Raw genomic sequence first — 24,587 nt, 5'->3', positions numbered from 1 at the left:
CCTCCGCCCGGTATTTCCGTCGGTTGATCTATATGAGGCGGAACACGCCAATCGCATAGACAACCGAAAGAGCCAGTGCCCACCAAAGGCCGGGGCCGATAAGGCCGAGCCAACCAAGGTGGATGAATGCCGAGCCGAGCAGCGACACGAACAGCCGGTCGCCGCGTGTCGTCTCAAAGCGTAAGATTCCAATGCGCGGATTGCCGCCGGGCGATATATATTCCCAAACCGCCATGCCGATCAGCAGCGCCAGAATCGTCATAAAAAACAGTGCCGTGGGCAGCGTCCACGCCATCCAGGAAAAACTCATCGATCTTCTCCTTGTTAGACGCGACCGAGCGCAAAGCCCTTGGCGATGTAGTTTCTGACGAAATAGATGACGAGTGCGCCGGGGATGATGGTGAGCACACCGGCAGCAGCCAGCACGCCCCAATCCATGCCCGAGGCGGAAACCGTGCGTGTCATGGTGGCGGCAATCGGCTTTGCGGCTGTTGTCGTCAGCGTTCTGGCCAGCAGAAGTTCGACCCAAGAGAACATGAAGCAGAAGAAGGCTGCCACACCAATGCCGCTGGCGATGAGGGGCATGAAGATCTTCACGAAGAAGCGCGGGAAGGAATAACCGTCAATATAGGCGGTTTCATCGATTTCCTTCGGCACGCCGGACATGAAGCCTTCGAGAATCCAGACTGCCAGCGGAACGTTGAACAGGCAGTGGGCAATGGCCACCGCGATGTGCGTATCGATCAAGCCGAAAGCGGAATAGAGCTGGAAGAAGGGAAGCGCAAACACGGCGGGTGGTGCCATGCGGTTGGTCAGCAGCCAGAAAAACAGGTGCTTGTCGCCCAGAAAGCGGTACCGGGAAAAGGCATAGGCTGCGGGCAGGGCGGCGGCGACGGAAATCACCGTGTTCATCGCTACGTAGATGATGGAGTTGATATAGCCATTATACCAGGCTGGATCGGTAAAGATGACGGTGTAGTTGCGCAGCGTCGGGTTTTGCGGCCAGAGCGAAAAGGCACCGAGAATCTCGCCGTTTTCCTTGAAGCTCATATTCACGAGCCAATAGATCGGCAGCAGCAGAAACAGGATGTAGATCGTTGGGATCAAAAAGGAGAAGCGTGTGATGGACTTTGAATTGCTCATGATAATCTCCTTTCTCAAGCCTGTTCGTCGCTATTGGTCATGACTGTGTAGAAGATCCAGGACAGGGCAAGGATAATCAGGAAGTAGATGATCGACATGGCCGCCGCTGGCCCCAGATCGAACTGACCGACCGCCATTTTTACAAGATCGATGGACAGGAAAGTGGTGGAATTGCCCGGTCCGCCGCCGGTGACCACGAAAGGTTCGGTGTAGATCATGAAGCTATCCATGAAGCGCAGCAGCACAGCGATGAGAAGCACGCGCTTCATTTTCGGCAACTGGATATAGCGGAAGACCGACCAGCGGGATGCGCCATCGATGCGCGCCGCCTGATAATAGGCATCGGGAATAGAGACCAGGCCGGCATAGCAGAGCAGCACGACAAGGCTCGTCCAGTGCCAGACATCCATGATGATGACGGTTGCCCAGGCATCCACAGGGTCCTGCGTATAGTTGTAATCGACACCGAGCATCGACAGATAATGCCCGAGAAAGCCGATATCGACGCGGCCGAAGACCTGCCAGATGGTGCCGACAACGTTCCATGGAATGAGAAGCGGCAAGGCCATGAGCACGAGGCAGACGGGGACGCCAAGGCCGGTTTTGGGCATATTGAGCGCAATCAGAATGCCGAGCGGTATCTGGATTGCCAGAATGACGAAGGAGAAAATCAGGTTGCGCATCAACGCATCCCAGAAGCGGGGCGAATGCAGGATTTCCATGAACCAGTCGGTTCCGGCCCAGAAGAACTGGTTGTTTCCGAATGTATCCTGAACCGAATAATTGACCACCGTCATCAGCGGGATGATCGCAGAAAATGCCACGAGCACCAGAACGGGAATGAGCAGCAGCCATGCCTTGTTGTTGACTGTTTTTTCCATGGTCAGGCCTCCATGCCAACGCGCCAGCTATCGGCATAGATGCCGATGGCTTGGGGATCGAAACTGACATGCGGTTCGGATGGAATGTCGCCATCCTCAGGAACGACCACCGTCAACGGATGTCCGGCAAAGCTTGCCCGTACGATTTTATGGCGACCGATATCCTCAACCTTGCTGATGGTGACGGGCATGCCCTCACGGCCAAGGGTGATGAATTCAGGCCGGATGCCAAGCTCTGTGCGCGCACCGGCCTTCACGCCAGGTGCCGATGCCAGAACCAGATTTTGATCGCCAATACGGGCCGTTGCACCATCCAGCGCCACAGGCATGAAGTTCATGCCCGGAGAGCCGATGAAATAGCCGACGAAGGTGTGGCGGGGTTGCTCGAAGAGCTCGGCAGGCGTGCCGATCTGCACGATCTGGCCGTCATACATGACGACGACCTTATCCGCGAAGGTCATGGCCTCGGTCTGGTCATGGGTGACATAGACCATGGTAAAGCCGAACTGCTTGTGAAGACGTTTCAGCTGCGAACGCAGAACCCATTTCATGTGGGGATCGATGACCGTCAACGGCTCGTCGAACAGGATGGCGTTCACGTCATCGCGCACAAGGCCGCGTCCCAGCGATATCTTCTGCTTCTGGTCGGCGGTCAGCCGATTGGCGCGGCGGGTTGCCATATCCTTGAGATCGATCATCTCGAGGATTTCGTTCACGCGACGACCGACATCGTTTTCCGCCACACCGCGATTGCGCAGGGGAAAGGCCAGATTGTCGTAAACGGTCATGGTGTCGTAAATGACGGGAAACTGGAACACCTGCGCGATGTTGCGCTGTTCCGTCGGCAGGTTTGTGACATCCTTGCCATCGAACAGGATGCGGCCATCGGATGGATGGATCAGGCCTGAGATAATGTTGAGCAGGGTTGTCTTGCCGCAGCCGGACGGGCCGAGCAGCGCGTAGGCACCGCCATCGCTCCACTCATGGTCCACTTCCTTCAAGGCGTAATCATTGGCCGCCCGTGCCTTGGCATTGTAGGCGTGGCGGATATGGTCGAGACTGATGCGTGCCATGGTCTCTTCTCCTCACGCGGCTGCTTGTTGCGGGGCGCCAAGCGAGCGTCCCGTCGCATCGAACGCCATCAGATGGCGGGTGTCGAGATAGACATCGACCTCACGATCCGGCTCGATATCCAGAATGCCGCGTGTCAGCATGACCCAGCGGTTGCCCGCATAATTGAGATGGATAAAGCTTTCCGAACCGGCAATTTCCGAAATCAGCGTTTTCGCGCCGAGCTTTGCCGTCCCACCGTCATTGCTTGGTGCCGGGTAAAGATGGTGGGGATGGAAGGCGAGCGTGACCGGACCTTCTGCTACATCAGAGAGATGGGCCGGGACCGGAAAGGCGGTTTCGCCATTGTGAAGGAAGGACGCGCCGGAGCGGGTCAGCGGCAGGATGTTGAGTGGCGGATCGGCAAAGGTCTTTGCCGACACAAGATCGACCGGGTTTCTGTAGAGATCGATGGTGCTGCCGAACTGGGCCACATGCCCCTGATGCATGGTAGCTGTGTTGCCGCCCAGCAGAAGTGCCTCGGATGGCTCGGTGGTTGCGTAAACGAAGATCGCGCCGGATTCTGCGAAGATCTTCGGCAGTTCCTCACGCAACTCTTCGCGCAGCTTGTAATCAAGGTTGGCGAGCGGCTCATCGAGCAGAACGAGGCTGGCATTCTTGACGATGGCGCGGGCAAGGGCCGTGCGCTGCTGCTGGCCACCGGAGAGGTTGAGCGGCGTGCGGTCGAGATAGGGCGTCAGCCGCAGCATTTCGGCGGCGCGCCGCACCTCCCGGTCAATCGTTGCTGCATCCTTCTTGGCAATGCGCATAGGGGAGGCGATGTTTTCGTAAACGGTGAGCGCGGGATAATTGATGAACTGCTGATAGACCATGGCGACGCTGCGATCCTGCACGCGCTTGCCCGTGACATCGGCACCATCAAACAGAAGCTGTCCCTCGGTCGGTCTGTCCAGACCGGCCATGAGCCGCATCAGTGATGTTTTTCCAGATAGAGTCGGCCCCAAGAGCACATTCAATGTGCCCCGTTTCAGGGTCAGATTTGTGGGGTGAATATGGTACTCACCACCCACCATCTTTGCGATATTTCGTAATTCCAGCATGCGTTCCCGAGGCCTCCCAACCTGCAAGATTCTGCTTCAATGTCAGTGTTTTATGCCCCTGCGGGCATGGTTCAAGCGGCGTTCGTTGCCATGTAGTCGTTTAGTGAGGCCGCTTGCTCACGAGAAAAATGCAGGCCCTGCTTGGTTCTGCGCCACAGCACGTCTTCGCTGGTTCTGGCCCATTCCTGCTGCATCAGCCATTCAACTTCACGCTCGTAAAGATCGCCTCCGAAATGCTGGCCAAGCGCCTCCATGCTGGCCGCATTCCCGAGGATCGCGTGTGCCTTCGTTCCATAAAGACGCACCAGTCTGCGCGCCTGACGATCTGAAAGAAAGCTGTATTTTGCCTTGAGCTTGCTTACTTCTGTCTCGTAGCCGGTTGCTGCGAAATCTCCGCCCGGAAGCGAGCTTTTGCCTGTCCACGGCTTGCCCTTGTCACCAATGGCTTCCGCCACTTTTTCCAGCGCATGTTCGGCCAGACGGCGATAGGTGGTGAGCTTGCCGCCGAACACATTCAGAAGTGGTGCGGCTCCGTCCGTGCCCTCAAGCTTCAACACGTAATCGCGCGTGGCTTCCTGCGCACTGGATGCGCCATCATCAAAAAGCGGGCGCACAGCCGAATAAGTCCAGACGATATCGTCCTTCGTGACAGGTTCGGCAAAATATTCGCTGGCGGCGTTGCACAGGTAATCGGTTTCCTCGCCGCTGATTTTCACATCGGCAGGGTCACCGGTGTAGTCGCGGTCGGTGGTCCCGATCAGCGTGAAATCCGTTTCATAGGGGATGGCAAAAATGATGCGGTTATCAGGGTTTTGGAAGAAATAGGCCCTGACATCGTTGAACTTCTTCTTCACGATGATGTGGCTGCCCTGAACCAGACGCACATTGTGAACCTGGTTCTTGCCCGCCGCATTGGACAGGACATTATCTACCCATGGGCCGGATGCGTTGACCAGCATGCGGGACTGAACAGTCTTGATCGCGCCGCTTGCGGTATCCTTCACGTCGATATTCCACAGTCCGCCATCACGGCGCACAGATGTAACCTTGGCGCGGCTCATGATATCCGCGCCCCGGTCTGCCGCATCACGCGCATTCAAGACGACGAGGCGGGCGTCATCCACCCAGCCATCAGAATATTCAAAGGCTTTGGTGAACAGCGGCTTCAGCGGCTTTCCGGCAGGATCGCGGCGCATGTCGAGCGATTTGGTCGCGGGCAGCAGCTTGCGGCCACCGAGGTGATCGTAAAGGAAAAGGCCGAGACGGATGAGCCAGGCCGGGCGAATGCCGCCCTTGTGGAAAGGCAGAACGAAACGCATGGGCCAGATGATGTGGGGCGCCATGGCCCAGAGCACTTCGCGCTCCATCAAGGCCTCGCGCACCAACCGGAACTCGTAATGTTCGAGGTAACGAAGGCCGCCGTGAATGAGCTTGGTTGCGCCTGAAGACGTGCCGGAGGCGAAATCATTCATCTCGGCAAGCGTCACGGAATAGCCACGGCCCGCAGCGTCACGCGCGATTCCGCATCCATTGATGCCTCCACCGATCACGAAAATATCGCGGACAGCGCTCTCAGCCACTGCATTCTCCCTGATGCGACTATGCGCCGCTTGTTCTCTTTAAATCCGAACTTAATCAGAGTTAAAATGAAAAGAAAGCGAATGTCAAACGAATGTTCGCAACTCAATTCGGCTTCGTTTGGTTTTCGGTTTCGATCAGCCGGACGTCGTTTTCGCGGCAGATGGCCTTGACCGATGCAGAGGGGCAGTGGTCGGTTATAAAGGTGTGAACCTGCGATAGATGGCCAATTCTGACGGGTGCCGTGCGGTCGAATTTGCTTGAATCCGAGACGAGAATGACGTGCCGCGCATTGGCGATGATGGCCTGTGCGACTTTCACTTCGCGGAAGTCGTAATCGAGGAGTGCGCCGTCCTTGTCGATGGCAGAAACGCCGATGACAGCATAGTCCACCTTGAACTGTCGAATGAAATCGACAGCCGCCTCTCCCACGATGCCGCCATCGGTGCCGCGCACCACGCCACCGGCAATGACGACCTCGATGCCTGAGAATATCCTCAACCTGTTGGCAACATTGATGTTATTGGTAATGACCATCAGTTCCTGATGGTCCACCAAGGCTTCGCCAACGGCCTCCGTGGTGGTGCCGATATTGATGAAAAGCGATGATTTTCCGGGAATGATATCGGCTGCTGCGCGGCCTATCGCCTGTTTTTCAGTCGCGGCAATAGAGCGTCGCGCCTCGTATTTGACGTTCTCCGTGCTGCTGGGAAAAATAGCGCCGCCATGGATGCGTGTGAGCGCACGCGCTTCGCAAAGGTCGTTCAGATCCTTGCGGATTGTCTGGGCCGTTACCGAAAATCGTGACGCCAGATCATCCACGCTGACCTTGCCCTCGGATTTTGCAAGCTCGATGATATCAAGTTGGCGCGATGAGAACATCATGAAGGCTTCTACCCGGCAATATGGATGAAGTTTCGTTTTATTTCATTTTTTGAGAAAACGAAAGCGGTAGAGAGGCGCATTTCGCGCAGGTTTTCCACAATCTACGGGGTTATAAACCCTTTAAATTGTCCGCCTGATAAATATTGGGGTTGCGCGTCAGGCGGATTTGTCATTGTTTGCGGGTTCTCACACTTTATGGGGAAATTAAAAAAATGAAATCTATAAAAACAACAACGCGAGCCGCACTCCTGCTAGGCTCGATCCTGATTGGCGCAACTCCTTCTCTCGCAGAAACCGTTCTGCACCGTGGCAATTCCGGCGAGCCGCAGACGCTCGACCAGGCCCAGACCTCGATCAACATCGAAGCTTTCATCGTGAAGGACCTTTATGAAGGCCTCACCATCTATGACGCCGCGGGCAAGATCGTTCCCGGCGCTGCGGAAAGCTGGACGCTGTCTGACGATGGCACGGTCTACACATTCAAGCTGCGCGAAAACGCAAAATGGTCTGACGGCACACCAGTGACCGCCGAGGACTTCGTGTTCTCCTACCAGCGCGTTGAAGATCCGAAGACTGCCGCGAAATACGCAAATATTCTCTACCCCATCAAGAATGCCGAAAAGATCAACAAGGGCGAAGCCAAGCTCGAAGAGCTCGGCATCAAGGCTGTTGACGCCAAGACGCTGGAAATCACGCTTGAGCGCGCGACACCATTCTTCCTTGAGCTGCTCGCGCACCAGACTGCACTGCCCGTTTCAAAAGCAAGCGTTGAGAAGAACGGCGCGGACTTCGTCAAGCCGGGCATCATGGTTTCGAACGGTGCCTATACGCTTCAGGCGCATGTTCCCAATGACAGCCTGACAGTCGTGAAGAACCCGAACCACTGGGACGCGGCCAACACCAAGATCGACAAGGTCATTTTCTACCCAATTGACGATCAGGCCGCTTCCGTGCGCCGTTTCGAAGCCAAGGAAATGGACCTTGCCTATAATTTCTCGGCCGATCAGCTGGATCGTCTACGGACATCCTACGGTGATCAGGTCCGCGTAACGCCGACACTCGCAACCTATTACTACACCTTCGATACGCGTGAAGCGCCCTATAACGACGTTCGCGTTCGCCGCGCGCTCTCCATGGCCGTAGACCGTGACTTCCTTGCCAAGGAAATCTACAGCGGCTCGCAGTTGCCATCCTACTCCATGGTTCCGCCCGGCATGGGCAGCTATGGCGAGCCTGCCAAGGCAGACTTCGCCACACTTTCGCAGCTCGACCGTGAAGACGAAGCCGTGAAACTGATGAAGGAGGCCGGTTATGGCGAAGGCGGCAAGCCGCTGTCCGTCGAAATCCGCTATAACACCAACCCGAACCATGAGCGCGTTGCGACAGCCGTTGCCGATATGTGGAAGACCACATTCGGTGCCAATGTGTCGCTAGTCAACCTCGACGTGGCCTCGCACTATGGCTATCTGCAGGAAGGCGGCAAGTTCAACGTTGCCCGTGCTGGCTGGGTTGCCGACTACGCGGATGCGGAAAACTTCCTGGCTCTGTCTGTCTCTTCCAACAAGACCTTCAACTATTCGAAATTCAACAATCCTGAATTCGATGCGTTGATGAAGAAGTCTTACGAAGAAAAAGACGCTGCTGCTCGCAACAAGATCCTGCACGAGGCAGAAACCATCCTGATGAAGGAACAGCCGGTTGCGCCGTTCCTGACGCAGGCTGACCTTTGGCTGGTTTCGAACCGCGTCAAGGGCTGGAAGGACAATGCCAATAACGAGCACCTCAGCCGCTTCCTGAGCGTTTCCGAATAAGCAATGCTGCCACGGTGGTTCTGAAACATGTCGCGCATCTTGCCCGCGCGACATGTTTGCAAGAACGGGTTATATGTGCGGCTGGATGAAAATCCCGACGCATTTCGCCGCCGTGCCATGCCGGAGCCCGAATTATCATGATCTCTTTCGTTCTGCGCCGTTTGGCGAGCGCCGTGCCGACGTTGTTTATCGTCGTCACGATTTCTTTTTTTCTGATGCGATTTGCACCTGGCGGTCCGTTCAATCTTGAGCGCCCTCTGCCCCCGCAGACCATGGAAAACCTGATGAGAACATATCATCTGGATGAACCATTGTGGCGTCAGTATCTGATCTACATGAAGAACGCCGTGACCGGCGATTTCGGCCCGAGCTACATCTATAAGGACAACACCGTTGCCCAATTGATCGGCAAGGGTCTGCCCTATTCGCTGGAGCTTGGTTTTTACGCGCTGCTGCTGGCCTTGATCGGCGGTGTGCTGGCCGGAACTTTTGCGGCGCTGAGGCAAAACAGCCTGTTCGACTTCTCGCTCATGTCCGTTTCCACGGTTGGCGTGACGGTGCCGAACTTCGTTGTTGCGCCAGTTCTGACGCTGGTCTTTGCGGTTCTACTCGGTCTTCTGCCCGCCGGAAGCTGGGGCGATGGTTCGCTGCGCTATCTGCTTTTGCCGATGATTGCGCTGGCTTTGCCGCAGCTGGCCGTCATTGCTCGCCTGACACGAGGCTCCATGATCGAGGCTCTGCGGATGGATCATATCCGAACCGCCAAGGCCTATGGCCTGCCCAGCCGCACGGTCGTCATCGTGCATGCCATGCGTGCGGCCATGCTGCCGGTGGTTTCCTATCTTGCACCCTGCGCTGCCGCACTGCTGACCGGCTCCGCCGTGATCGAAACGATCTTCACCATTCCCGGTGTCGGTCGCTACTTCGTTCTGGGCGCTATCAATCGTGACTATACGCTTGTGATGGGAACCGTCGTTCTCATCGCGCTGTTCGTCATTGTTTTCAATCTGGTGGTCGATATTCTATACGGCCTTCTTGATCCGAGGGTCAGACATGACTGATATCCCCGGCACAACAGCCGTTTCTCCTTCGGTGAAAAGCCGAAGCCTCTTCCAGCTCGCAACCATGCGTTTCCGGCGCAACACCGCTGCCATGGCCGGATCGGTCATGCTGGTGCTGATTACGCTGTTCTCGTTCCTGGGGCCGCAGTTCCTCACCCACACCTACGACCAGGTGTTCTCGTCCTATGTCTCGGTTCCACCAAGTCTTGAGGCGCGGCCTGATGCCGGCAGTCTCCAGGGCGTGATGGAGGGCGTTGCCGAGCGGGCACGGGTAGAGCTTAGGGAATTTGTTGTCGAAGGGCAGAAATTTACCGCGACCGTCACTTCTTCAAGCACGGTTGATCCACGCACGACACGCTATTTCGACCGCGCCAATGAGTTTGAAAACACCACAGTCGTTGCCACGGAGGACGATGGCCGCACGCTGAAGATAGAAGGCGATGTGAACCGCGAATATTTCTTCTTCGGCACAGACAGCAACGGCCGTGACCTTCTCGTTCGCGTCATGCTGGGTGGGCAGATCTCGATTGCTGTGGGCGTTCTCGCCAGCCTCGTGTCGCTCGGCATCGGCGTCGTTTATGGCGCAACCGCTGGCTATATTGGCGGGCGTGTCGATAATGCGATGATGCGCTTTGTGGAAATCCTCTATTCGCTTCCCTTCGTGTTTCTCGTCGTTGTGCTTGTGGTGTTCTTCGGGCGAAGTTTCATTCTGATCTTCCTCGTTATCGGGGCGGTGGAATGGCTGGATATGGCGCGCATCGTGCGTGGCCAGACGCTGGCTCTCAAACGTCGTGAATTCGTCGGTGCCGCACAGGCGCTGGGCCTGACCGACTGGCAGATCATCCGCCGCCACATCATTCCCAACACCATCGGCCCTGTGGTCGTGTTCGTGACGGTTGTGGTGCCGAAAGTCATTCTTCTGGAAAGCTTCCTGTCGTTCCTCGGTCTTGGCGTTCAGGCACCGTTGACCAGCTGGGGCGCGCTGATTTCCGAAGGTGCGCAGAATATCCAGTCTGCCCCATGGCTGCTGATATTCCCGGCGACATTCTTCGTGCTGACGCTGTTTTCCTTGAACTTTGTGGGCGACGGGTTGCGTGACGCGCTCGACCCGAAGGATCGCTGATATGAATACGACATCTGACACCATCCTGACCGTGCGCGGTCTCAAAGTGGATTTCACAACGCCGGATGGCGATGTGAACGCCGTCAAGGGTATCGATCTCGATGTAAAAGCGGGTGAGACGCTGGCTGTGGTCGGTGAATCCGGCTCCGGCAAGAGCCAGACCATGATGGGCATCATGGGGCTACTGGCTGCCAATGGTCGTGTACAGGGTTCAGCCAAATATCGCGGTCGCGAGCTGGTTGGCCTTCCCGTCGATGAGCTTAACGGCATCCGCGGCGCGAAGGTCACGATGATCTTCCAGGAGCCGATGACCTCGCTTGATCCGCTTTACAAGATCGGCAAGCAGATTGCCGAGCCGATCGTCCACCATCGCGGTTCCAGCAAGACGGAAGCGCGGGCGAGGGTGCTGGAATTGCTGAAGCTGGTTGGCATTCCAGACCCTGAAAGACGCATTGACAGCTATCCGCACGAGCTTTCCGGTGGGCAGCGCCAGCGCGTGATGATTGCCATGGCTCTGGCCAATGAGCCGGACCTGCTGATCGCGGATGAGCCGACCACTGCACTTGACGTGACCATTCAGGCGCAGATCCTCGACCTCCTGAAATCCTTGCAGCAGCGTTTCGGCATGGCCGTTGTGCTGATTACCCATGATCTGGGCGTCGTGCGGCATTTTGCCGACCGTGTTGCTGTCATGCGGCGTGGCGAGATCGTGGAAACGGGTACGACGGAAGACATTTTCGAGCGTCCGCAGGCCGACTATACGAAGATGCTTCTGGATGCCGAACCCAGCGGCCACAAGCCGCCTATTGGTGGCGATGCACCTGTGGTTCTCTCCGGCCAGAATGTGACGGTGGATTACGAAATCCCCGGCGGCATCTTCACCAAGGCCAGCGCGTTCAGGGCCGTTGAAAGCGTCACCGTCAACCTGCGTCAGGGCCAGACCATCGGCATTGTCGGCGAATCCGGCTCGGGTAAATCCACGCTTGGACGCGCCTTGCTGCGACTGACCCCATCCACCGGGCGGCTGTTCTTCGGCAAGACGGAGATTTCAGGTCTCGACAGAAAGGCCATGCGGCCCATGCGCCGCCAGCTTCAGCTGGTGTTTCAGGACCCCTATGGTTCGCTGTCTCCACGCCAGACGGTGGGTGAAATCATTACCGAAGGTCTATACGTGCACGAACCGCAATTGAGCCGTGCCGAGCGCGACAAGCGGGCGATTGAGGCGCTGACGGAGGTGGGCCTCGACCCCGCAGCCCGCAACCGCTATCCGCACGAGTTCTCCGGCGGTCAGCGGCAGCGTATTGCCATTGCACGCGCGATTATCCTCAAGCCGGATGTGGTTATTCTGGATGAGCCCACATCGGCGCTGGACCGTTCGGTGCAGGGGCAGGTCATCGATCTCTTGCGCGACCTTCAGACTGCGCATGGTCTTTCCTATATTTTCATCAGTCATGACCTGTCGGTCATCAAGGCGATCTCAGATTATGTGATCGTGATGAAAGACGGGAAGATCGTGGAAGAGGGTGAGACGGATGCGGTGTTCAACAACCCTGCTGCCGATTACACCAAAACCCTGATCCAGTCTGCTTTCACAGCGGATGCAGCTGCCTGAGGATAGACCGGCTCCGGCCGGTCTATATTTCCGGGTCAAGGAACAATTCGGTCACATCTGCGTTATTGCCTCGTGAAATTGATGTGCCAGCATAAGGCACCAGGAGGATATATGTTTAAATTGATTCAGGTGTCGGGTCTTGCGATGGTCATGGCTATGGCTGGTGTTGCGGCCACGGCCCCCGCCAATGCGCAGGACATGGAACTCAGAATTGGTCGTGACGGCGTTCGCCCTGTCATTCGCGACCGCGACATCGACCGCCGTGGCCCACCGCCTCGCCGTGGATGCGGTGAACGCGAAGCCCGTGCAGCAGCCCGTGATTCCGGTCTGCGCGATCCAGAAATCGTGCGCGTAACGCCTCGCCGAGTTGTCGTGCAGGGCTTTACCCGTCGCGGCCCGAGCACGATCACCTTCGCAAATGAACGCGGTTGCCCTGAAATCTGAGCATCGCTCCTATTTGCTGCCGATATGAGATGTTGAAACCCGCCTTGTGCGGGTTTTTTCGTGGCATGTGGGAATAAATAGAAACTGTTTGGCATTGGCGTGCCCATCTCATACAACGAGAAGAGTATATATTTTAGGTTTGTTGCGAATAAGCGAATTGTCGAGTTCAGTATGATAGAAAATATAATTGCCACGCGGGTGGCAAGTCCGGCACAGGTGCTCGAATGTTTCGACACGCTGCCGGTGGTCGATCTTTCGTTTATGGCAGGGCGCTGGCGGGGTTTCGAGATCAAGACCGGTCACAGGCTCGATGGGCTACTGGAGCCAAGCGGCTGGTATGGCAAACTGTTCATCAGCGCGGAAGCGGTGCACCCGCTTCTGTTCAACGCCCGCGACGGCAAAGAGCTTTACGCCGTTGATCCTCTGCTGGTGCCGTTGGGCTTGCCCTTCCCACGCTCATCGGTGCTGGGTCTTGCCATGGCCGTTCTGCGCCCTGTTTTGCAAACGCGTTTGCCCAAGGCCCGTCTTCGGATGATCGAGTATCGCGGGCGCTCGACCGCCACGATGGCCTATGATGGCAAGCCGATCTTCGATCATTTCGTGAAGATCGATGACAGTCGTGTTCTGGGCATCATGGACCTCAAGGGCATGAGCGGCCCCTATGCATTCTGCTTGGAGCGCGACGATACGCCCATGGATGTGAGGCTCTGACCATGACCGGCGTAACCCTGATTACCGGTGGGGCAAGCGGCATTGGCAGGCTGCACGCCCTTCACGATGCTGCAAAAGGCGCGACCGTTGCCATTATCGACCTCAATGATGAGGGGCTTGCGGAGGTTTCGGCGAAACACGCTTTGATCCACGCCTTCCGCTGCGATGTGACGGATTACGCCGCAATGGAGAACCTCGTCGGCGAAATCGAGCGTGATCTCGGTGAGATCGACCGGCTCTTTGTCTGCGCGGCCATGATGCCGGGTGGCGAGTTGGCGGCGGACGAACCGGAAAAGATCAATCGCCTCATGCAGATCAATTATGGTGGCACGGTCAATGTCACCGGGATTGTGCTCTCACGCATGCTGCCTCGGGCAAAGGGCGATGTCGTCATTTACGGCTCGACTGCGGGCATTGTTCCGGTAAACCGCTTTGGCGCTTATGGGGCGACGAAGGCGGCGGTCAACCATTATGCCAAGGTGCTGATCAGCGAAAACCGCAATTCGGGCTTACGTTTTCAGCTCGTCTGTCCGCCAGCGGTGGACACGCCGTTGATCGCGCAGGTCATTGAAGATGGCCCTGGCTTCATCAAAAATGGTCGCAAGTGGATCTCACACATGATGGCCCCTGAGGCTGTTGTGGCCTCTGTCGAAAAGGCGCTGGAGGTGGGACGGGAGATTAACTATCCCGGTCGGGGAAAGCTGATCGAACTGGCCTACCGCGCATGTCCCGGCATCCTTCGATGGGTCTCAAACAATACCTAGGGTCAATGCCGCTTAAGATTAAAACAGCCCGGAGGAACATCTCAGAGGCCGCAGCGTTTTCCTGTGCTTGAAAAAGGAGACTATGATGGCAGTGACCTATCACGTTGGTGAACACGATGGCGGATACGCTTACCGGCTTGGCGATGTTTGGTCGGAGACGTTTCCTGACCATGATTCTGCGCTGAACGCGGCCAATGATGCCGCACGACGCCAGCAGCTTGGTGGTGAAGAGGTGGATATTTCCTTCCAGCTTTCGGATGGCACATGGCAGGAGCAGCATGTGAAGGGCGGCGACCGCCCACAGACCGATGTTGTTGATGATACCGACGAGAAGTAAAGCTAGCCTGACCAGCGTGCCGACCCAGCGCAAGGCTGATCCGTCGGCACGTCAAGGGTCTTGCGGTTCTGCATTTCCGGTGCAAGACTGGCCGCAATGATCCTGTCCCTGTCTAATATCCGCAAATCCTATGTCAGCCCCGAAGGCCCCATCGAGGTCTTGAGAGGTGTTGATCTCTCGGTTTCAAGCGGTGAGAGCGTTGCGCTGACCGGAGAGTCCGGCAGCGGCAAGAGCACCTTGCTGCATCTGGCGGGGGGCCTCGACAAGCCAGATGGCGGCACCATCACCATGAATGGCCGGGATATCACTGGACTGGATGAGCCGGGACGCGCGCTTTACCGGCGCAACGAGGTGGGGCTGATTTTTCAGCAATTCAACCTTATTCCATCGCTCAACGTGGAAGCCAACATCAGCTTTCATGCACGCCTTGCTGATCGGTTCGATGCGGCATGGCAGGCAGAACTCGTGCAAAAGCTTGGGCTTGAGAGCCTGTTACAACGTTATCCAGAGCAACTATCCGGTGGGCAGCAGCAACGGGTGGCGGTTGCGCGCACATTGGCGGCAAAGCCAGCACTTGTGCTGGCAGATGAGCCGACTGGCAATCTGGACGAAGCTAGTGGTGATGCCGTTCTGGAGCTAATGCTCTCGCTCAGCAGGCAGGCCGGCTCGGCACTGTTGCTCGTGACCCATTCCATGCGGCTGGCAGACAAGCTGGGCTCGAAGATCGTGCTGCGTGGCGGAAAAATCGCGACATGAGCCGGGTTGCATTTTTCGCTCTCCTCTCGCACTGGCGTCACCGCCCGCTTCAACTCCTAACATTGATTTTGGGCATTGCGCTTGCAACTGCGCTCTGGTCTGGTGTTCAGGCCATCAATGCCGAGGCGCGAGCAAGCTATGCGCGCTCTGCCTCCATTCTGGAACAAAGCGGCCTTTCGCAGCTGACCGCAAAAGATGGCGGCAGCATTTCGCTTGGCACCTTCGCCGCCTTGCGACGGGCCGGGTGGAACGTTTCTCCGGTCATCGAGGGTGAAACCCGAATAGGCGGCGTGCGGATAAAATTGATCGGTATTGATGCCCTGACCATGCCGAGCGAAGGCCGCGTCGTTTCCATAACCGGGTCGTCAGATCTGGTGGATTTTATGGCGGGGCAGGATGTGCTCATCGTTTCGCCCGCAACGGCTACGCGTCTTGGAAGCCCTGAGAGGGTTCGCCTGCGCGTTTCCGAAACCATTCCCGATGGTGCAGCCTTTGCCGATATCAGTGTCGCCGACCGGCTGCTCGCGAAGAACGGTCTCATCAGCCGGTTGGTTGTCGCGCCGGTGCAATTGCCCGGTTTGGAGCCGTTGGAAAGCCTCGCGCCCGATCTTGGGCTCCAGACGCCAGACCGGCCTGACATGGCGCGGCTGACGGACAGTTTCCATCTGAATTTGACCGCCTTCGGCTTCCTTGCCTTTATCGTTGGTCTGTTCATCGTCTATTCTGCGGCGGGGCTTTCTTTCGAGCAACGCCGCGCAACCTTCCGCACTCTTCGCTGTTTGGGCGTCTCGTTTCGGGGGCTCACCCTCATGCTGGTCATCGAGATCATGGTGCTGGCCTTTATCTCGGGCGTTCTTGGCGTGGTGATTGGCTATGTCATGGCATCCATGCTGTTGCCGGGTGTGGTTGCCACGTTGCGCGGGCTTTATGGCGCAGAAGTTTCCGGCACTCTTTCGCTGCGGCCGGAATGGTGGCTGGCGGGCATGGGCATGGCGCTGGCAGGCACGGCGCTGTCCTCTCTCCAGAGCCTGTGGCGAGTGCGCACGATGCCCATTCTGGCATCCTCGCAGCCTCAGGCCTGGGGTCTGGCATCGGCAACGGCGCTGCGGTTCCAGTCTCTGGCTGGTGTCGCGTTGCTGCTGATCAGTGCGAGTTTTGCCGTGGCAGGCTCTGGCCTCATATCTGGCTTTGTCGTTCTGGGTGCGCTTCTGCTGGGTTGCGCGCTTTTGCTGCCGCCTGTGCTTTCCATCTTTCTGCGATCCGTCGAGCGCCGGTCGCGGCGCGCCATGACCCACTGGTTTTGGGCAGATACGCGCCTGCAACTGCCGGGCCTTTCGCTGGCGCTCATGGCGCTTCTTCTGGCGCTTTCTGCCAATGTCGGTGTCGGAACCATGGTGTCTAGTTTCCGCACCACCTTTCTCGGTTGGCTGGACCAGAGGCTGGTGGCTGAGCTTTACGTGACAGCCCGCGATGAGAACGAGGCGATGAAGCTTCGTGCGTGGCTGCCGCTCCACTCCGATGCTGTGTTGCCCATCTGGAGCACGCGAGGGACGGTTCTGGGAGAGGAGCTGGAGATTGCCGGGATTTCCGACCACGCGACCTATCGCGACCACTGGCCGCTCTTGGAACAGCAGCCTGATGTTTGGGACAGCGTGGCCGAGGGACGGGGTGCGCTGATCAACGAGCAGCTATGGCGAGAGAAGAAGCTTCAGCCGGGGCAGGAGCTGACATTGCCGGGTGGCTGGGTGGTAACCGTTGCTGGGGTCTATTCCGACTATGGAAATCCGAAGGGGCAGGTGATGGTGGGTGTGGATGCGCTCACCCGACACTACCCTGACGTTTCGAAACTGCGATATGGCATTCGCGTTGATCCAGCCCGGGTGCAGGATTTGAAAAAGCAGCTTTTCGAGCGGATTGGTCTTCCCGAGGCGGGTATTATCGATCAAGTCTCGCTCAAACAGCAATCACGTGCCGTGTTCGAACAGACCTTCGTTGTGACTGGCGCGCTGAATGTGCTGACGCTGGGTGTGGCGGGCTTTGCCATGTTTGCCAGTTTGCTGACGCTTTCCACATTGCGCCTGCCGCAGCTTGCGCCCGTCTGGGCGATGGGGATACGCCGCAGAAACCTTGCCTTGCTCGAGGTTTTGAGAACATTTGCGTTGTGGTGCGTGACCTTTGTTGCCGCTATTCCCGTCGGGCTTGCACTGGCATGGGTGCTACTGTCAGTCATCAATGTCGAGGCCTTTGGCTGGAAGTTGCCGATGATGATCTTTCCGTGGGATTGGCTGCGGCTGGCCGCGATTGCGCTTGTTGCGGCGATGCTGTCCGTGGCGGTGCCCGTCATCCGGCTGGCAACCATCAACCCTTCCGATCTGCTGCGGGTATTTGCCAATGAACGCTAGAATTCTGCGTATTCTGACCACGCTACTGACGCTTGTTTCGCTGGCGGGTGGCGCGCTTGCTCAAGGCTTTGCGGGGCTTGGGTCTGATGCGCAAGGCTTCCAGGTGCCTGTGCGGGGAACGGCCTTGTCCTTCCCTAGGGATCATGGTCCTCACCCGGATTTTCGCATCGAATGGTGGTATGTCACCGCCAACCTTCAGGCAGAGGATGGTACGCCGCTGGGCATACAATGGACGCTGTTTCGATCGGCACTTGCGCCTGAGAACGCACAAGGGTGGGCAAGTCCGCAAATATGGATCGGCCATGCGGCGGCCACCACGGCTTCCCGCCATTACGTTGCGGAGCGGCTGGGGCGAGGTGGTGTGGGGCAGGCGGGCGTAACTGCCACACCGTTTGAAGCCTGGATCGATGACTGGCAGATGAAGGCTTTGCCGAATGATGGCCGCGACGAGTTGGACAGGCTTGAGCTTGGCGCCAGAGGCAATGATTTCGGCTATCAACTGACACTCGCAGCCAAGGGGCTACTCGTTGCGCAAGGCGACAAGGGTTATTCGGTCAAATCAGCCTCCGGTCAGGCCAGCTACTATTACTCCCAGCCATTTTACAATGTCACGGGAACGGTGACGCTGGATGGGGCACTAGTTAAGGTGACGGGCAAGGCGTGGTTGGACCGCGAGTGGTCGTCTCAGCCGCTCGCATCTGACCAGACGGGTTGGGACTGGTTCTCGCTGCATTTGCCATCTGGCGAAAAACTCATGGCGTTTCGGCTGCGCGATGCTGGCGCGGGTTACACATCCGGCAACTGGATAGCGGCGAGCGGCGAGACCACACCACTGCTTCCGGGCGATGTTGTGCTTGAGCCGGTGCGCAGCGCTTCCGTGAATGGCAAGGACGTGCCGGTTGAATGGCGCGTGCGTGTTCCCGGCAAGGGGCTGGATATCACCACGCGGGCGTTGAACGAGCAGGCATGGATGAAGACTTCCATGCCCTATTGGGAAGGCCCGATCAGCTTTGACGGGAGCGCAAAGGGCGTGGGCTATCTGGAAATGACCGGATACTGATTCACGCCAAGGCCGTGTCTTACCCTTGCTGTTGCGTGATGAGGCGCCGGTGCTCGGCTTCCGGTATGCCGTAGGAATCGCCAGCAGTTTCCAGCAATATGTCGCGGTTCTTGACCGTGATCATGCCGCGCTCTGCCTTGATGGCGAGATTTCCCTCCAGCTTGTGAAGCGCATCGGTGACGCTGGGCCGCCTGACGCCCAGCATGATGGCGAGGAAGTCATGCTTCAGAGGTAGCTCATCCCCCAACCGGTCCTGACACATGAGAAGCCAGCGCGCCAGCCGCTGTTCTACATCATACCGGCCGTCAGCAAGGGCTGTGGCCGCGATCTGGATCATGAAGACATGGGCGTATTTTTGCAGGTGCTCGCGAAGCGTCCGGCTGTCATTCATCAGGGCACGCAATTCAGGCGAGGGGATGCGCAGCGCATCACCACCAACCTGCATGAAGGCCTTGTGCGGACTGGCGTCCACTCCCAGCAAAACTGGAACGCCGGAACAGCCCTCATGGCCGATGCAGCCGACTTCAATCGACTTCGAGGCTACGACTACCTCTGAAGAGAGGCCGCTTTCGAAGAAGTAGACATGGCTGATGGGCTCGTAGCTTTCAAACAGGGACTGTTCCTGGGTCAGTGTCACCTTTTCCAAGAGCGGCTGAATGAGCGCCATGTCTTCCCGATTGAGGGTTTTAAGAAGGCCGTTATTGGTCCAGGTCAAAGCGATACCCTTTCAAATGGTCTGTAACATGTGAGGCCATCAAATGCCGGGCGGGAGGCCTGCGGTGTTTCTGGCCGTAAATTCTGTTGTGATGAAACTTTTGCAAGTGGCCTTGGTTCGGGAAGAACACTGGAGAATTGCAATGAGATATTATTTTCACGTTCGCAGCCATGATGGGCTGGCACTCGACCCTGAAGGGGCTGAATTTGAGAGCCTGAACGCAGCATGTGATGAAGCCTTTCATTCCGCACGTGAAATCCTTGCCGATCGGTTGCTCCGTGGGGAGGTGATCGATGGAGAGGTTTTCGAAATAACGATGGAAAACGGCGATATCGTCCGAACTGTTCCCTTCAGGGACAGCGTAAAGTTCGAACCCTGAAAAGGTGGTTCCGGAAGCACCGTATTTCCCATGCGTCGATCCTCGGCGCTTTGCTGAACATTCGACCGATACGTGCCAGATGCCGAGAAAATCAAGCATATTAGCGCCAGCGTACGTTATCGTACCCAGAGCGCGGAAGCCGGAACGATGACGGTGGCAATGACTTGATCTCCCATGCACCAAGGGAGATCGAGAATGTCAGCAGAGCAGAATATTCAGCAGGAAGTCATTGCCCTTATTCCAGCCCTTCACCGGTTCGGATCGAGATTTCACCGCAGCCAGACCGACGTCGAGGATCTTGTGCAGGAAACGCTTTTGAAAGCGCTGCGCGCCCTGCCATCCTATACACCAGGAACAAATCTGAAATCCTGGATGTTCACCATCATGCGCAATGCGCATCATACGGCCTACCAGAAAAACAAGCGTATCACCGTTGGTACGAACAATATGGAACACCTTATTCCGGCAGCGCCCTCGCCGCAGGAATGGGCCATTCGCAAAATCGAGTATGACCGCGCGCTTGCAGCCATGCCGGAGATTTACCGCGATGTATTTCATCTCGTCATCGAGGATGGCGAAGCCTATGATGCGGCGGCGGACAAATGCGCGATTTCCGTCGGCACTGTCAAAAGCCGGGTGAACAGAGCCAAGCATTTTCTCGCCAACCACATGGGCGACACGATGTCGACTGCGGCGGCCATTTGATATTTCCCGGCTGAAATGTGGAACAAGTCGTGGCCGGTGCAGTTCTCGCTCCTCTCCCACTGGAGCCTTGCATGACCGTCCCGACTTCCACCTACCGCATTCAATTCCGCAACGGCATGACTTTTGATCGCGCAGCGACACTCGTGCCTTATCTCAAACAACTCGGCATCAGCCACCTCTATGCCTCACCCGTTTTTACGGCCACGGAAGGCTCCACCCATGGCTATGATGTTACCGACGCCAACGAGATCGATCCTGCCATTGGCGGTCGTGAAGGCTTCGACAGGCTGGTGCAGACGCTGAAATCAGCAGGTCTTGGCATGATCCTCGACATCGTGCCCAACCACATGGCGTCGTCTCTTGATAATCGATGGTGGAAAGATGTGATCGAACATGGCGAAGACAGCCGATATGCCCGGCATTTCGATATCGACTGGTCACGCCGCCTGACACTGCCGTTTCTGGGTGATGACTTTGACAAGGAACTGGAGGCGGGCAAGATCAGCGTCAAGACAGACCTTGAGACGGGCAAGCCCGCACTTTTTTACGAAGGTTCGTTCTATCCGTTAAACCCGGCCTCCTATGCCGGTCTGGACGGTAGCGTGCTCGAAACGATCAATACGGCTGCAATTGCTGAGCTGCATGAGCGCCAGCCCTACCGCCTCACATCCTGGCGCGATGCCAGCCGCGACCTGTCCTATCGCCGGTTTTTCGAAGTTGCGGGACTGGTGGGCGTACGCGTTGAAGACCCCGACGTTTTCGACGACACCCATCGCCTCATTCTGGAGCTTGTGCGGGACGGCTCTGTGGATGGTTTGCGCGTGGACCATGTCGATGGCCTTGCCGACCCCAAAGCCTATCTGGAGCGTCTGCGCCGCGAAGCTGGTACAGAGTGCCATATCACCGTTGAGAAGATACTGGGCCCAGAGGAGCAACTGCCCAAGGACTGGCCTGTTTTCGGCACCACCGGCTACGAGTTCATCGCGGCGCTGAGCAATCTGTTCGTCGCTGATAATAAGCTGGGTGAATTGCGCGCGGCCTATGAGGCATGTCTCGGCGAGCCCGTGGATATGCCCAAGCGCTTGCGGGATGCCAAGCTTTTAATGGCGGACCGCAACTTTGCCGGCGAGTTCAACCGGCTGCTTGAGATGGCGCGTGACCTGCTTGGCGCTGAGCCGCATAACAGACAGCCAGATGACGAGAAGCTTCGGTCGGCGTTGCGTGAATTGCTGGTCGCCTTTCCGGTCTACAGAACCTATGGCACGCCTGATGGATTTCCCAATGAGAGCAAGGCGGTTCTGGATGATGTCGTTGAAAGCATCAAAGCCGGCCCTCACGCGCCGGATGCCGACGTGCTTGCAAGTCTTCAGAGCCTGCTAAGCGAAGGCACGGGTGAGTTGGCGTGCGAATTCAGGACGCGCTTTCAGCAACTGACCGGCCCGCTGATGGCAAAATCGGTGGAAGACACGCTGTTTTATCGGCAGAACATGGCGCTTGCGCTAAATGAAGTGGGCGCTGAGCCCCTGCAACATGCATTTTCCGTCAATCAGTTTCATGAGGCGATGACTGAGCGGCTTCGGCAGCAGCCGGACGCCCTCTCGGCCACGTCGACCCATGACACGAAACGGGGCGAAGACGCCCGTGCGCGGCTCTACGCCATCACGGAGCAGCCGGGCACATGGGCGGATGCCGTGAAGCGCTGGCAGACCATGAATGCGCCTTTCGTTCAGACGCTGGACGATGGCCCCGCGCCTGAGCCTGCGGTGGAGTGGCTGATCTATCAGGCGCTTGCGGGTGTCTGGCCCGTCGAATTTGATTGGACGGATGAAAAAGCGCTGAAGGAATTGGAAGAACGCTTTCTTGCTTATCTTGAGAAGGCATTGCGTGAAGCCAAGCTGCGCACGGATTGGGGCGAGAACAACGGGGCCTATGAAGGTGCCGTGGCGGGCTATGTGCGCGATCTTCTTGCGCCGCAAAACAGCGGGTTTCTCAAGGACTTCAACGATACGCTGGAGCCTTTCGTCAAGGCGGGGCTTTCCAACAGTCTGGCGCAGACGCTGATAAAGCTCACAGCGCCGGGCATTCCAGACATTTATCAGGGAAGCGAAGGTTTCGACCTCAGCCTTGTGGACCCTGATAACAGGCGTATGCCGGACTTCGACACGTTTCAGAAGCAGTTGGATAAAGGTGAGCACAGCTCAAGCCTTGAACTGAAACAGCATCTGATCGCCACCGTGTTGCCGATGCGCCAGAAAATACCGCAACTGTTTGGTGCCGGCACCTATGTTCCATTGGTTGAACAGGGCGAAGGCGCTGGCCATTTTGTTGCCTTTGCACGGGTGAGCCCGGACGCGGCTCTCATCACCATTACGCAACGCATGACGATGCAGGCCGACGGCGATGGGAAGAGCTCCTATTCATCTGTCGAGATTCCGCTTCCGCCCGAACTTGCCAACCACACCTATGTGGATGTGCTGACAAGCAAGGAATGGCAGCTCGGCGTGACGATCAACCCCGCAGAGGTCACTGGTGGCCACGGCGTGGCGCTGCTTAAAAAGCGATAGGATATTGGAGACATCAGGCTCTATTCTAGGGCCTGATGTCTCGATTCAGCGTCTATCAGCCAGACGCTGGCGGCGGCGAGAACCAGCAAGCCCGAGATGAGCCCCAGTGCCAGCCCGAAATTCGAGACCATCAGCGGCGCGACGACGAGCGGTCCCAGCAAACCACCAAAGCGTGCCACGGCCCCGGCTGTGCCCATGCCCGTTGCGCGAAGGGCAGTGGGGTATAGCTCGGGCGTGAATGCGTAGATTGCGCCCCAAGTGCCCAGCAGCGAAAAGCTGAGCAGCAGGCTTGCCGCAACCGCGATTTCCGCACTCTGGCCCAGTCCAAAAGCGAAGGTGCCGATGGCGCTGAGCAACAGGAAGCCGATCAGGGTGGGCTTGCGGCCCCATTTTTCCACGCCGTAAGCCGCAAGCGCGTAGCCGGGCAACTGAGCAATAGCCAGATACACCAGAAAGACTTGACCGCGCACGAAGCCGAAGCCATCTGCCGCCAGCTTGACCGGTAGATAGACGAACACGCCGTAGTAGGACACCGAGATCAGCAGCCATGCCAGCATGAGATAGAGCGTTCTGCGGCGCAGAGTGCTTGAAAACAGGTCGGTTAGCGCGGTGCGCTGCCGCGCCTGTGGGGCCAACGGGGGTATTTCGTCCGTATTGCCATTGGTGTTCGCCACCCGTTGCAACACCTGCCGTGCTTCATCCGAGCGGCCCTTCTGATTGAGGTAGAAGGGCGATTCAGGCACATAAAGGCGCAACAGAATGCCGATGAGTGCTGGAAGACCGGTTACGAAGAATATCGTTCTCCAGGCTTCTCCGCCCTGTGTGCCAGCGACAAGCGCCAGAAGCGCCAGCGCAACCGTGCCAATGGCCCAGCATCCTTCCAGAAGAACCAGCCAGCGTCCGCGCCGGTCAGAGGGCAGAAACTCGGCCATCATCGCGTAATCAACTGGCAACGTACCTCCGACACCGATGCCGGTCAGAAAACGTGCGACAATCAACCATTGCAGATCAGGCGCGAAGGCCGAGGCTACACCACAAACCGCATCGAGAATGATGGCGATAAACAAAACCGGCCGCCGACCGATCCGATCCGCCAACCGCCCGAACGCGAATGCGCCAACCAGCATGCCGAGAAAGAAAAACGTGCCCGTCTGCAACGCTTGCGGCACGGTGACGCCGAAGCTCTTGGCAATTGACGGCGCGCTGAAGCCGATCGCCAGAACCTGCATGGCATCCGCTGCCCAGACCAGGCCAAAAATCGCAAAAAGCCGCTTTTGAAACGCGCCGACACCGGCAATTTTGAGGCCATCCTCAACCGTAACAGACGATACCATAACACCCCCAAATGTTTGTGCAGCCCGCACAGGGTCAAGAGGCATATCGCTGCTGCCTTTCAACACTTGCAAGGGTTCTTACATGCCCGGCGCCTAATTCAAAGATGGGAGCTGCAAATAATACGCAGTGGTGTGGCTAGACGGTTCAGAA

At 57.4% G+C, this 24,587-nt stretch carries 23 protein-coding genes; 14 read left to right on the top strand and 9 right to left on the bottom strand.

Annotation, left to right across the window (positions count from 1 at the left end):
• Positions 1-28: 28 nt before the first annotated feature.
• From RQI55_RS17170 to RQI55_RS17140, 7 genes are all read right to left on the bottom strand, one after another.
• Positions 29-310 (bottom strand): DUF2160 domain-containing protein, encoded by a 282-nt coding sequence (locus tag RQI55_RS17170; protein WP_042616921.1) that lies wholly within the window; start codon positions 308-310, stop codon positions 29-31.
• Between the two features lie 14 nt (positions 311-324).
• Positions 325-1,143, bottom strand: coding sequence for a carbohydrate ABC transporter permease (locus tag RQI55_RS17165; protein ID WP_409233748.1), 819 nt, complete (start codon positions 1,141-1,143; stop codon positions 325-327).
• A 14-nt stretch (positions 1,144-1,157) separates the two neighbouring features.
• Positions 1,158-2,024 carry a carbohydrate ABC transporter permease gene (locus RQI55_RS17160; RefSeq protein WP_192066236.1) on the bottom strand — a complete coding sequence of 289 codons (867 nt, stop codon included), beginning with the start codon at positions 2,022-2,024 and terminating at the stop codon, positions 1,158-1,160.
• 2 nt (positions 2,025-2,026) lie between these two features.
• Positions 2,027-3,097 (bottom strand): ABC transporter ATP-binding protein, encoded by a 1,071-nt coding sequence (locus RQI55_RS17155; protein ID WP_311272986.1) that lies wholly within the window; start codon positions 3,095-3,097, stop codon positions 2,027-2,029.
• Between the two features lie 12 nt (positions 3,098-3,109).
• A complete protein-coding gene (locus RQI55_RS17150; protein WP_311272985.1) occupies positions 3,110-4,195 on the bottom strand; it encodes an ABC transporter ATP-binding protein in 1,086 nt (361 codons plus the stop codon).
• Positions 4,196-4,266: 71 nt separating this feature from the next.
• Entirely contained in the window at positions 4,267-5,775 is a 1,509-nt protein-coding gene (gene glpD / locus RQI55_RS17145; RefSeq protein ID WP_311272984.1) for a glycerol-3-phosphate dehydrogenase, read from the bottom strand.
• A gap of 103 nt (positions 5,776-5,878) precedes the next feature.
• Entirely contained in the window at positions 5,879-6,658 is a 780-nt protein-coding gene (locus tag RQI55_RS17140; protein ID WP_243257850.1) for a DeoR/GlpR family DNA-binding transcription regulator, read from the bottom strand.
• Between the two features lie 212 nt (positions 6,659-6,870).
• Here RQI55_RS17140 and RQI55_RS17135 point away from each other — a divergent pair, with 212 nt between their 5' ends.
• The 11 genes from RQI55_RS17135 to RQI55_RS17085 all read left to right on the top strand — a co-directional run bounded on the left by RQI55_RS17135 (position 6,871) and on the right by RQI55_RS17085 (position 18,739).
• Complete coding sequence (locus RQI55_RS17135; RefSeq protein ID WP_311272983.1) at positions 6,871-8,469, top strand: peptide ABC transporter substrate-binding protein; 1,599 nt, start codon at positions 6,871-6,873, stop codon at positions 8,467-8,469.
• Positions 8,470-8,606: 137 nt separating this feature from the next.
• Positions 8,607-9,530, top strand: a complete 924-nt coding sequence (oppB, locus tag RQI55_RS17130) for an oligopeptide ABC transporter permease OppB (protein ID WP_112501497.1) — start codon at positions 8,607-8,609, stop codon at positions 9,528-9,530.
• Positions 9,523-10,653, top strand: coding sequence for an ABC transporter permease subunit (locus RQI55_RS17125; protein ID WP_311272982.1), 1,131 nt, complete (start codon positions 9,523-9,525; stop codon positions 10,651-10,653). The genes oppB and RQI55_RS17125 overlap by 8 nt, the downstream gene beginning before the upstream one ends.
• 1 nt (position 10,654) lies before the next feature.
• Positions 10,655-12,265, top strand: coding sequence for an ABC transporter ATP-binding protein (locus RQI55_RS17120; RefSeq protein ID WP_311272981.1), 1,611 nt, complete (start codon positions 10,655-10,657; stop codon positions 12,263-12,265).
• A gap of 111 nt (positions 12,266-12,376) precedes the next feature.
• Positions 12,377-12,709: a hypothetical protein gene (locus tag RQI55_RS17115; RefSeq protein ID WP_311272980.1), complete on the top strand. Its 333-nt coding sequence runs from the start codon at positions 12,377-12,379 to the stop codon at positions 12,707-12,709.
• 171 nt (positions 12,710-12,880) lie between these two features.
• Positions 12,881-13,420 carry a DUF4334 domain-containing protein gene (locus RQI55_RS17110; protein WP_311272979.1) on the top strand — a complete coding sequence of 180 codons (540 nt, stop codon included), beginning with the start codon at positions 12,881-12,883 and terminating at the stop codon, positions 13,418-13,420.
• A 2-nt stretch (positions 13,421-13,422) separates the two neighbouring features.
• Positions 13,423-14,184, top strand: a complete 762-nt coding sequence (locus tag RQI55_RS17105; protein WP_311272978.1) for an SDR family oxidoreductase — start codon at positions 13,423-13,425, stop codon at positions 14,182-14,184.
• Positions 14,185-14,266: 82 nt separating this feature from the next.
• A complete protein-coding gene (locus RQI55_RS17100; RefSeq protein ID WP_192066255.1) occupies positions 14,267-14,521 on the top strand; it encodes a hypothetical protein in 255 nt (84 codons plus the stop codon).
• 96 nt (positions 14,522-14,617) lie between these two features.
• Positions 14,618-15,277, top strand: a complete 660-nt coding sequence (locus tag RQI55_RS17095) for an ABC transporter ATP-binding protein (RefSeq protein WP_311272977.1) — start codon at positions 14,618-14,620, stop codon at positions 15,275-15,277.
• Entirely contained in the window at positions 15,274-17,679 is a 2,406-nt protein-coding gene (locus RQI55_RS17090; protein ID WP_311272976.1) for an FtsX-like permease family protein, read from the top strand. The genes RQI55_RS17095 and RQI55_RS17090 overlap by 4 nt, the downstream gene beginning before the upstream one ends.
• Positions 17,669-18,739, top strand: a complete 1,071-nt coding sequence (locus RQI55_RS17085; RefSeq protein WP_311272975.1) for a lipocalin-like domain-containing protein — start codon at positions 17,669-17,671, stop codon at positions 18,737-18,739. Before RQI55_RS17090 ends, RQI55_RS17085 begins: the two co-directional genes overlap by 11 nt.
• A gap of 19 nt (positions 18,740-18,758) precedes the next feature.
• Here RQI55_RS17085 and RQI55_RS17080 read toward each other — a convergent pair whose 3' ends face one another.
• Complete coding sequence (locus tag RQI55_RS17080; RefSeq protein ID WP_311272974.1) at positions 18,759-19,454, bottom strand: Crp/Fnr family transcriptional regulator; 696 nt, start codon at positions 19,452-19,454, stop codon at positions 18,759-18,761.
• Positions 19,455-19,518: 64 nt separating this feature from the next.
• On the opposite strand from RQI55_RS17080, the gene RQI55_RS17075 reads away from it, so the two are divergent.
• The 3 genes from RQI55_RS17075 to treY all read left to right on the top strand — a co-directional run bounded on the left by RQI55_RS17075 (position 19,519) and on the right by treY (position 23,102).
• On the top strand, positions 19,519-19,833 hold the full coding sequence (locus RQI55_RS17075; RefSeq protein ID WP_311272973.1) for a DUF6894 family protein: 315 nt from the start codon (positions 19,519-19,521) through the stop codon (positions 19,831-19,833).
• Positions 19,834-20,028: 195 nt separating this feature from the next.
• Entirely contained in the window at positions 20,029-20,538 is a 510-nt protein-coding gene (locus RQI55_RS17070) for an RNA polymerase sigma factor (protein ID WP_052496772.1), read from the top strand.
• A 71-nt stretch (positions 20,539-20,609) separates the two neighbouring features.
• Positions 20,610-23,102 carry a malto-oligosyltrehalose synthase gene (gene treY / locus RQI55_RS17065; protein ID WP_311272972.1) on the top strand — a complete coding sequence of 831 codons (2,493 nt, stop codon included), beginning with the start codon at positions 20,610-20,612 and terminating at the stop codon, positions 23,100-23,102.
• 20 nt (positions 23,103-23,122) lie between these two features.
• Here the strand turns inward: treY and RQI55_RS17060 are convergent, their stop codons facing one another.
• Positions 23,123-24,436, bottom strand: coding sequence for an MFS transporter (locus RQI55_RS17060; protein ID WP_311272971.1), 1,314 nt, complete (start codon positions 24,434-24,436; stop codon positions 23,123-23,125).
• Positions 24,437-24,587 lie beyond the last annotated feature (151 nt).

Source organism: Rhizobium sp. WCS2018Hpa-16, from assembly GCF_031843705.1.
GTDB lineage: Bacteria > Pseudomonadota > Alphaproteobacteria > Rhizobiales > Rhizobiaceae > Agrobacterium > Agrobacterium tumefaciens_C.
Note: the sequence above shows the minus strand (reverse complement) of the source record. Positions and strands in the feature narration are given on the sequence as shown.

Bases quoted from the DNA above. Each gene is read 5' to 3' on its own strand.
- RQI55_RS17170 (WP_042616921.1), bottom strand. From the start codon at position 310: ATGAGTTTTTCCTGGATGGCGTGGACGCTGCCCACGGCACTGTTTTTT.
- RQI55_RS17165 (WP_409233748.1), bottom strand. From the start codon at position 1,143: ATGAGCAATTCAAAGTCCATCACACGCTTCTCCTTTTTGATCCCAACG.
- RQI55_RS17160 (WP_192066236.1), bottom strand. From the start codon at position 2,024: ATGGAAAAAACAGTCAACAACAAGGCATGGCTGCTGCTCATTCCCGTT.
- RQI55_RS17155 (WP_311272986.1), bottom strand. From the start codon at position 3,097: ATGGCACGCATCAGTCTCGACCATATCCGCCACGCCTACAATGCCAAG.
- RQI55_RS17150 (WP_311272985.1), bottom strand. From the start codon at position 4,195: ATGCTGGAATTACGAAATATCGCAAAGATGGTGGGTGGTGAGTACCAT.
- RQI55_RS17140 (WP_243257850.1), bottom strand. From the start codon at position 6,658: ATGATGTTCTCATCGCGCCAACTTGATATCATCGAGCTTGCAAAATCC.
- RQI55_RS17135 (WP_311272983.1), top strand. From the start codon at position 6,871: ATGAAATCTATAAAAACAACAACGCGAGCCGCACTCCTGCTAGGCTCG.
- oppB (WP_112501497.1), top strand. From the start codon at position 8,607: ATGATCTCTTTCGTTCTGCGCCGTTTGGCGAGCGCCGTGCCGACGTTG.
- RQI55_RS17125 (WP_311272982.1), top strand. From the start codon at position 9,523: ATGACTGATATCCCCGGCACAACAGCCGTTTCTCCTTCGGTGAAAAGC.
- RQI55_RS17120 (WP_311272981.1), top strand. From the start codon at position 10,655: ATGAATACGACATCTGACACCATCCTGACCGTGCGCGGTCTCAAAGTG.
- RQI55_RS17115 (WP_311272980.1), top strand. From the start codon at position 12,377: ATGTTTAAATTGATTCAGGTGTCGGGTCTTGCGATGGTCATGGCTATG.
- RQI55_RS17110 (WP_311272979.1), top strand. From the start codon at position 12,881: ATGATAGAAAATATAATTGCCACGCGGGTGGCAAGTCCGGCACAGGTG.
- RQI55_RS17105 (WP_311272978.1), top strand. From the start codon at position 13,423: ATGACCGGCGTAACCCTGATTACCGGTGGGGCAAGCGGCATTGGCAGG.
- RQI55_RS17100 (WP_192066255.1), top strand. From the start codon at position 14,267: ATGATGGCAGTGACCTATCACGTTGGTGAACACGATGGCGGATACGCT.
- RQI55_RS17095 (WP_311272977.1), top strand. From the start codon at position 14,618: ATGATCCTGTCCCTGTCTAATATCCGCAAATCCTATGTCAGCCCCGAA.
- RQI55_RS17090 (WP_311272976.1), top strand. From the start codon at position 15,274: ATGAGCCGGGTTGCATTTTTCGCTCTCCTCTCGCACTGGCGTCACCGC.
- RQI55_RS17085 (WP_311272975.1), top strand. From the start codon at position 17,669: ATGAACGCTAGAATTCTGCGTATTCTGACCACGCTACTGACGCTTGTT.
- RQI55_RS17070 (WP_052496772.1), top strand. From the start codon at position 20,029: ATGTCAGCAGAGCAGAATATTCAGCAGGAAGTCATTGCCCTTATTCCA.
- treY (WP_311272972.1), top strand. From the start codon at position 20,610: ATGACCGTCCCGACTTCCACCTACCGCATTCAATTCCGCAACGGCATG.
- RQI55_RS17060 (WP_311272971.1), bottom strand. From the start codon at position 24,436: ATGGTATCGTCTGTTACGGTTGAGGATGGCCTCAAAATTGCCGGTGTC.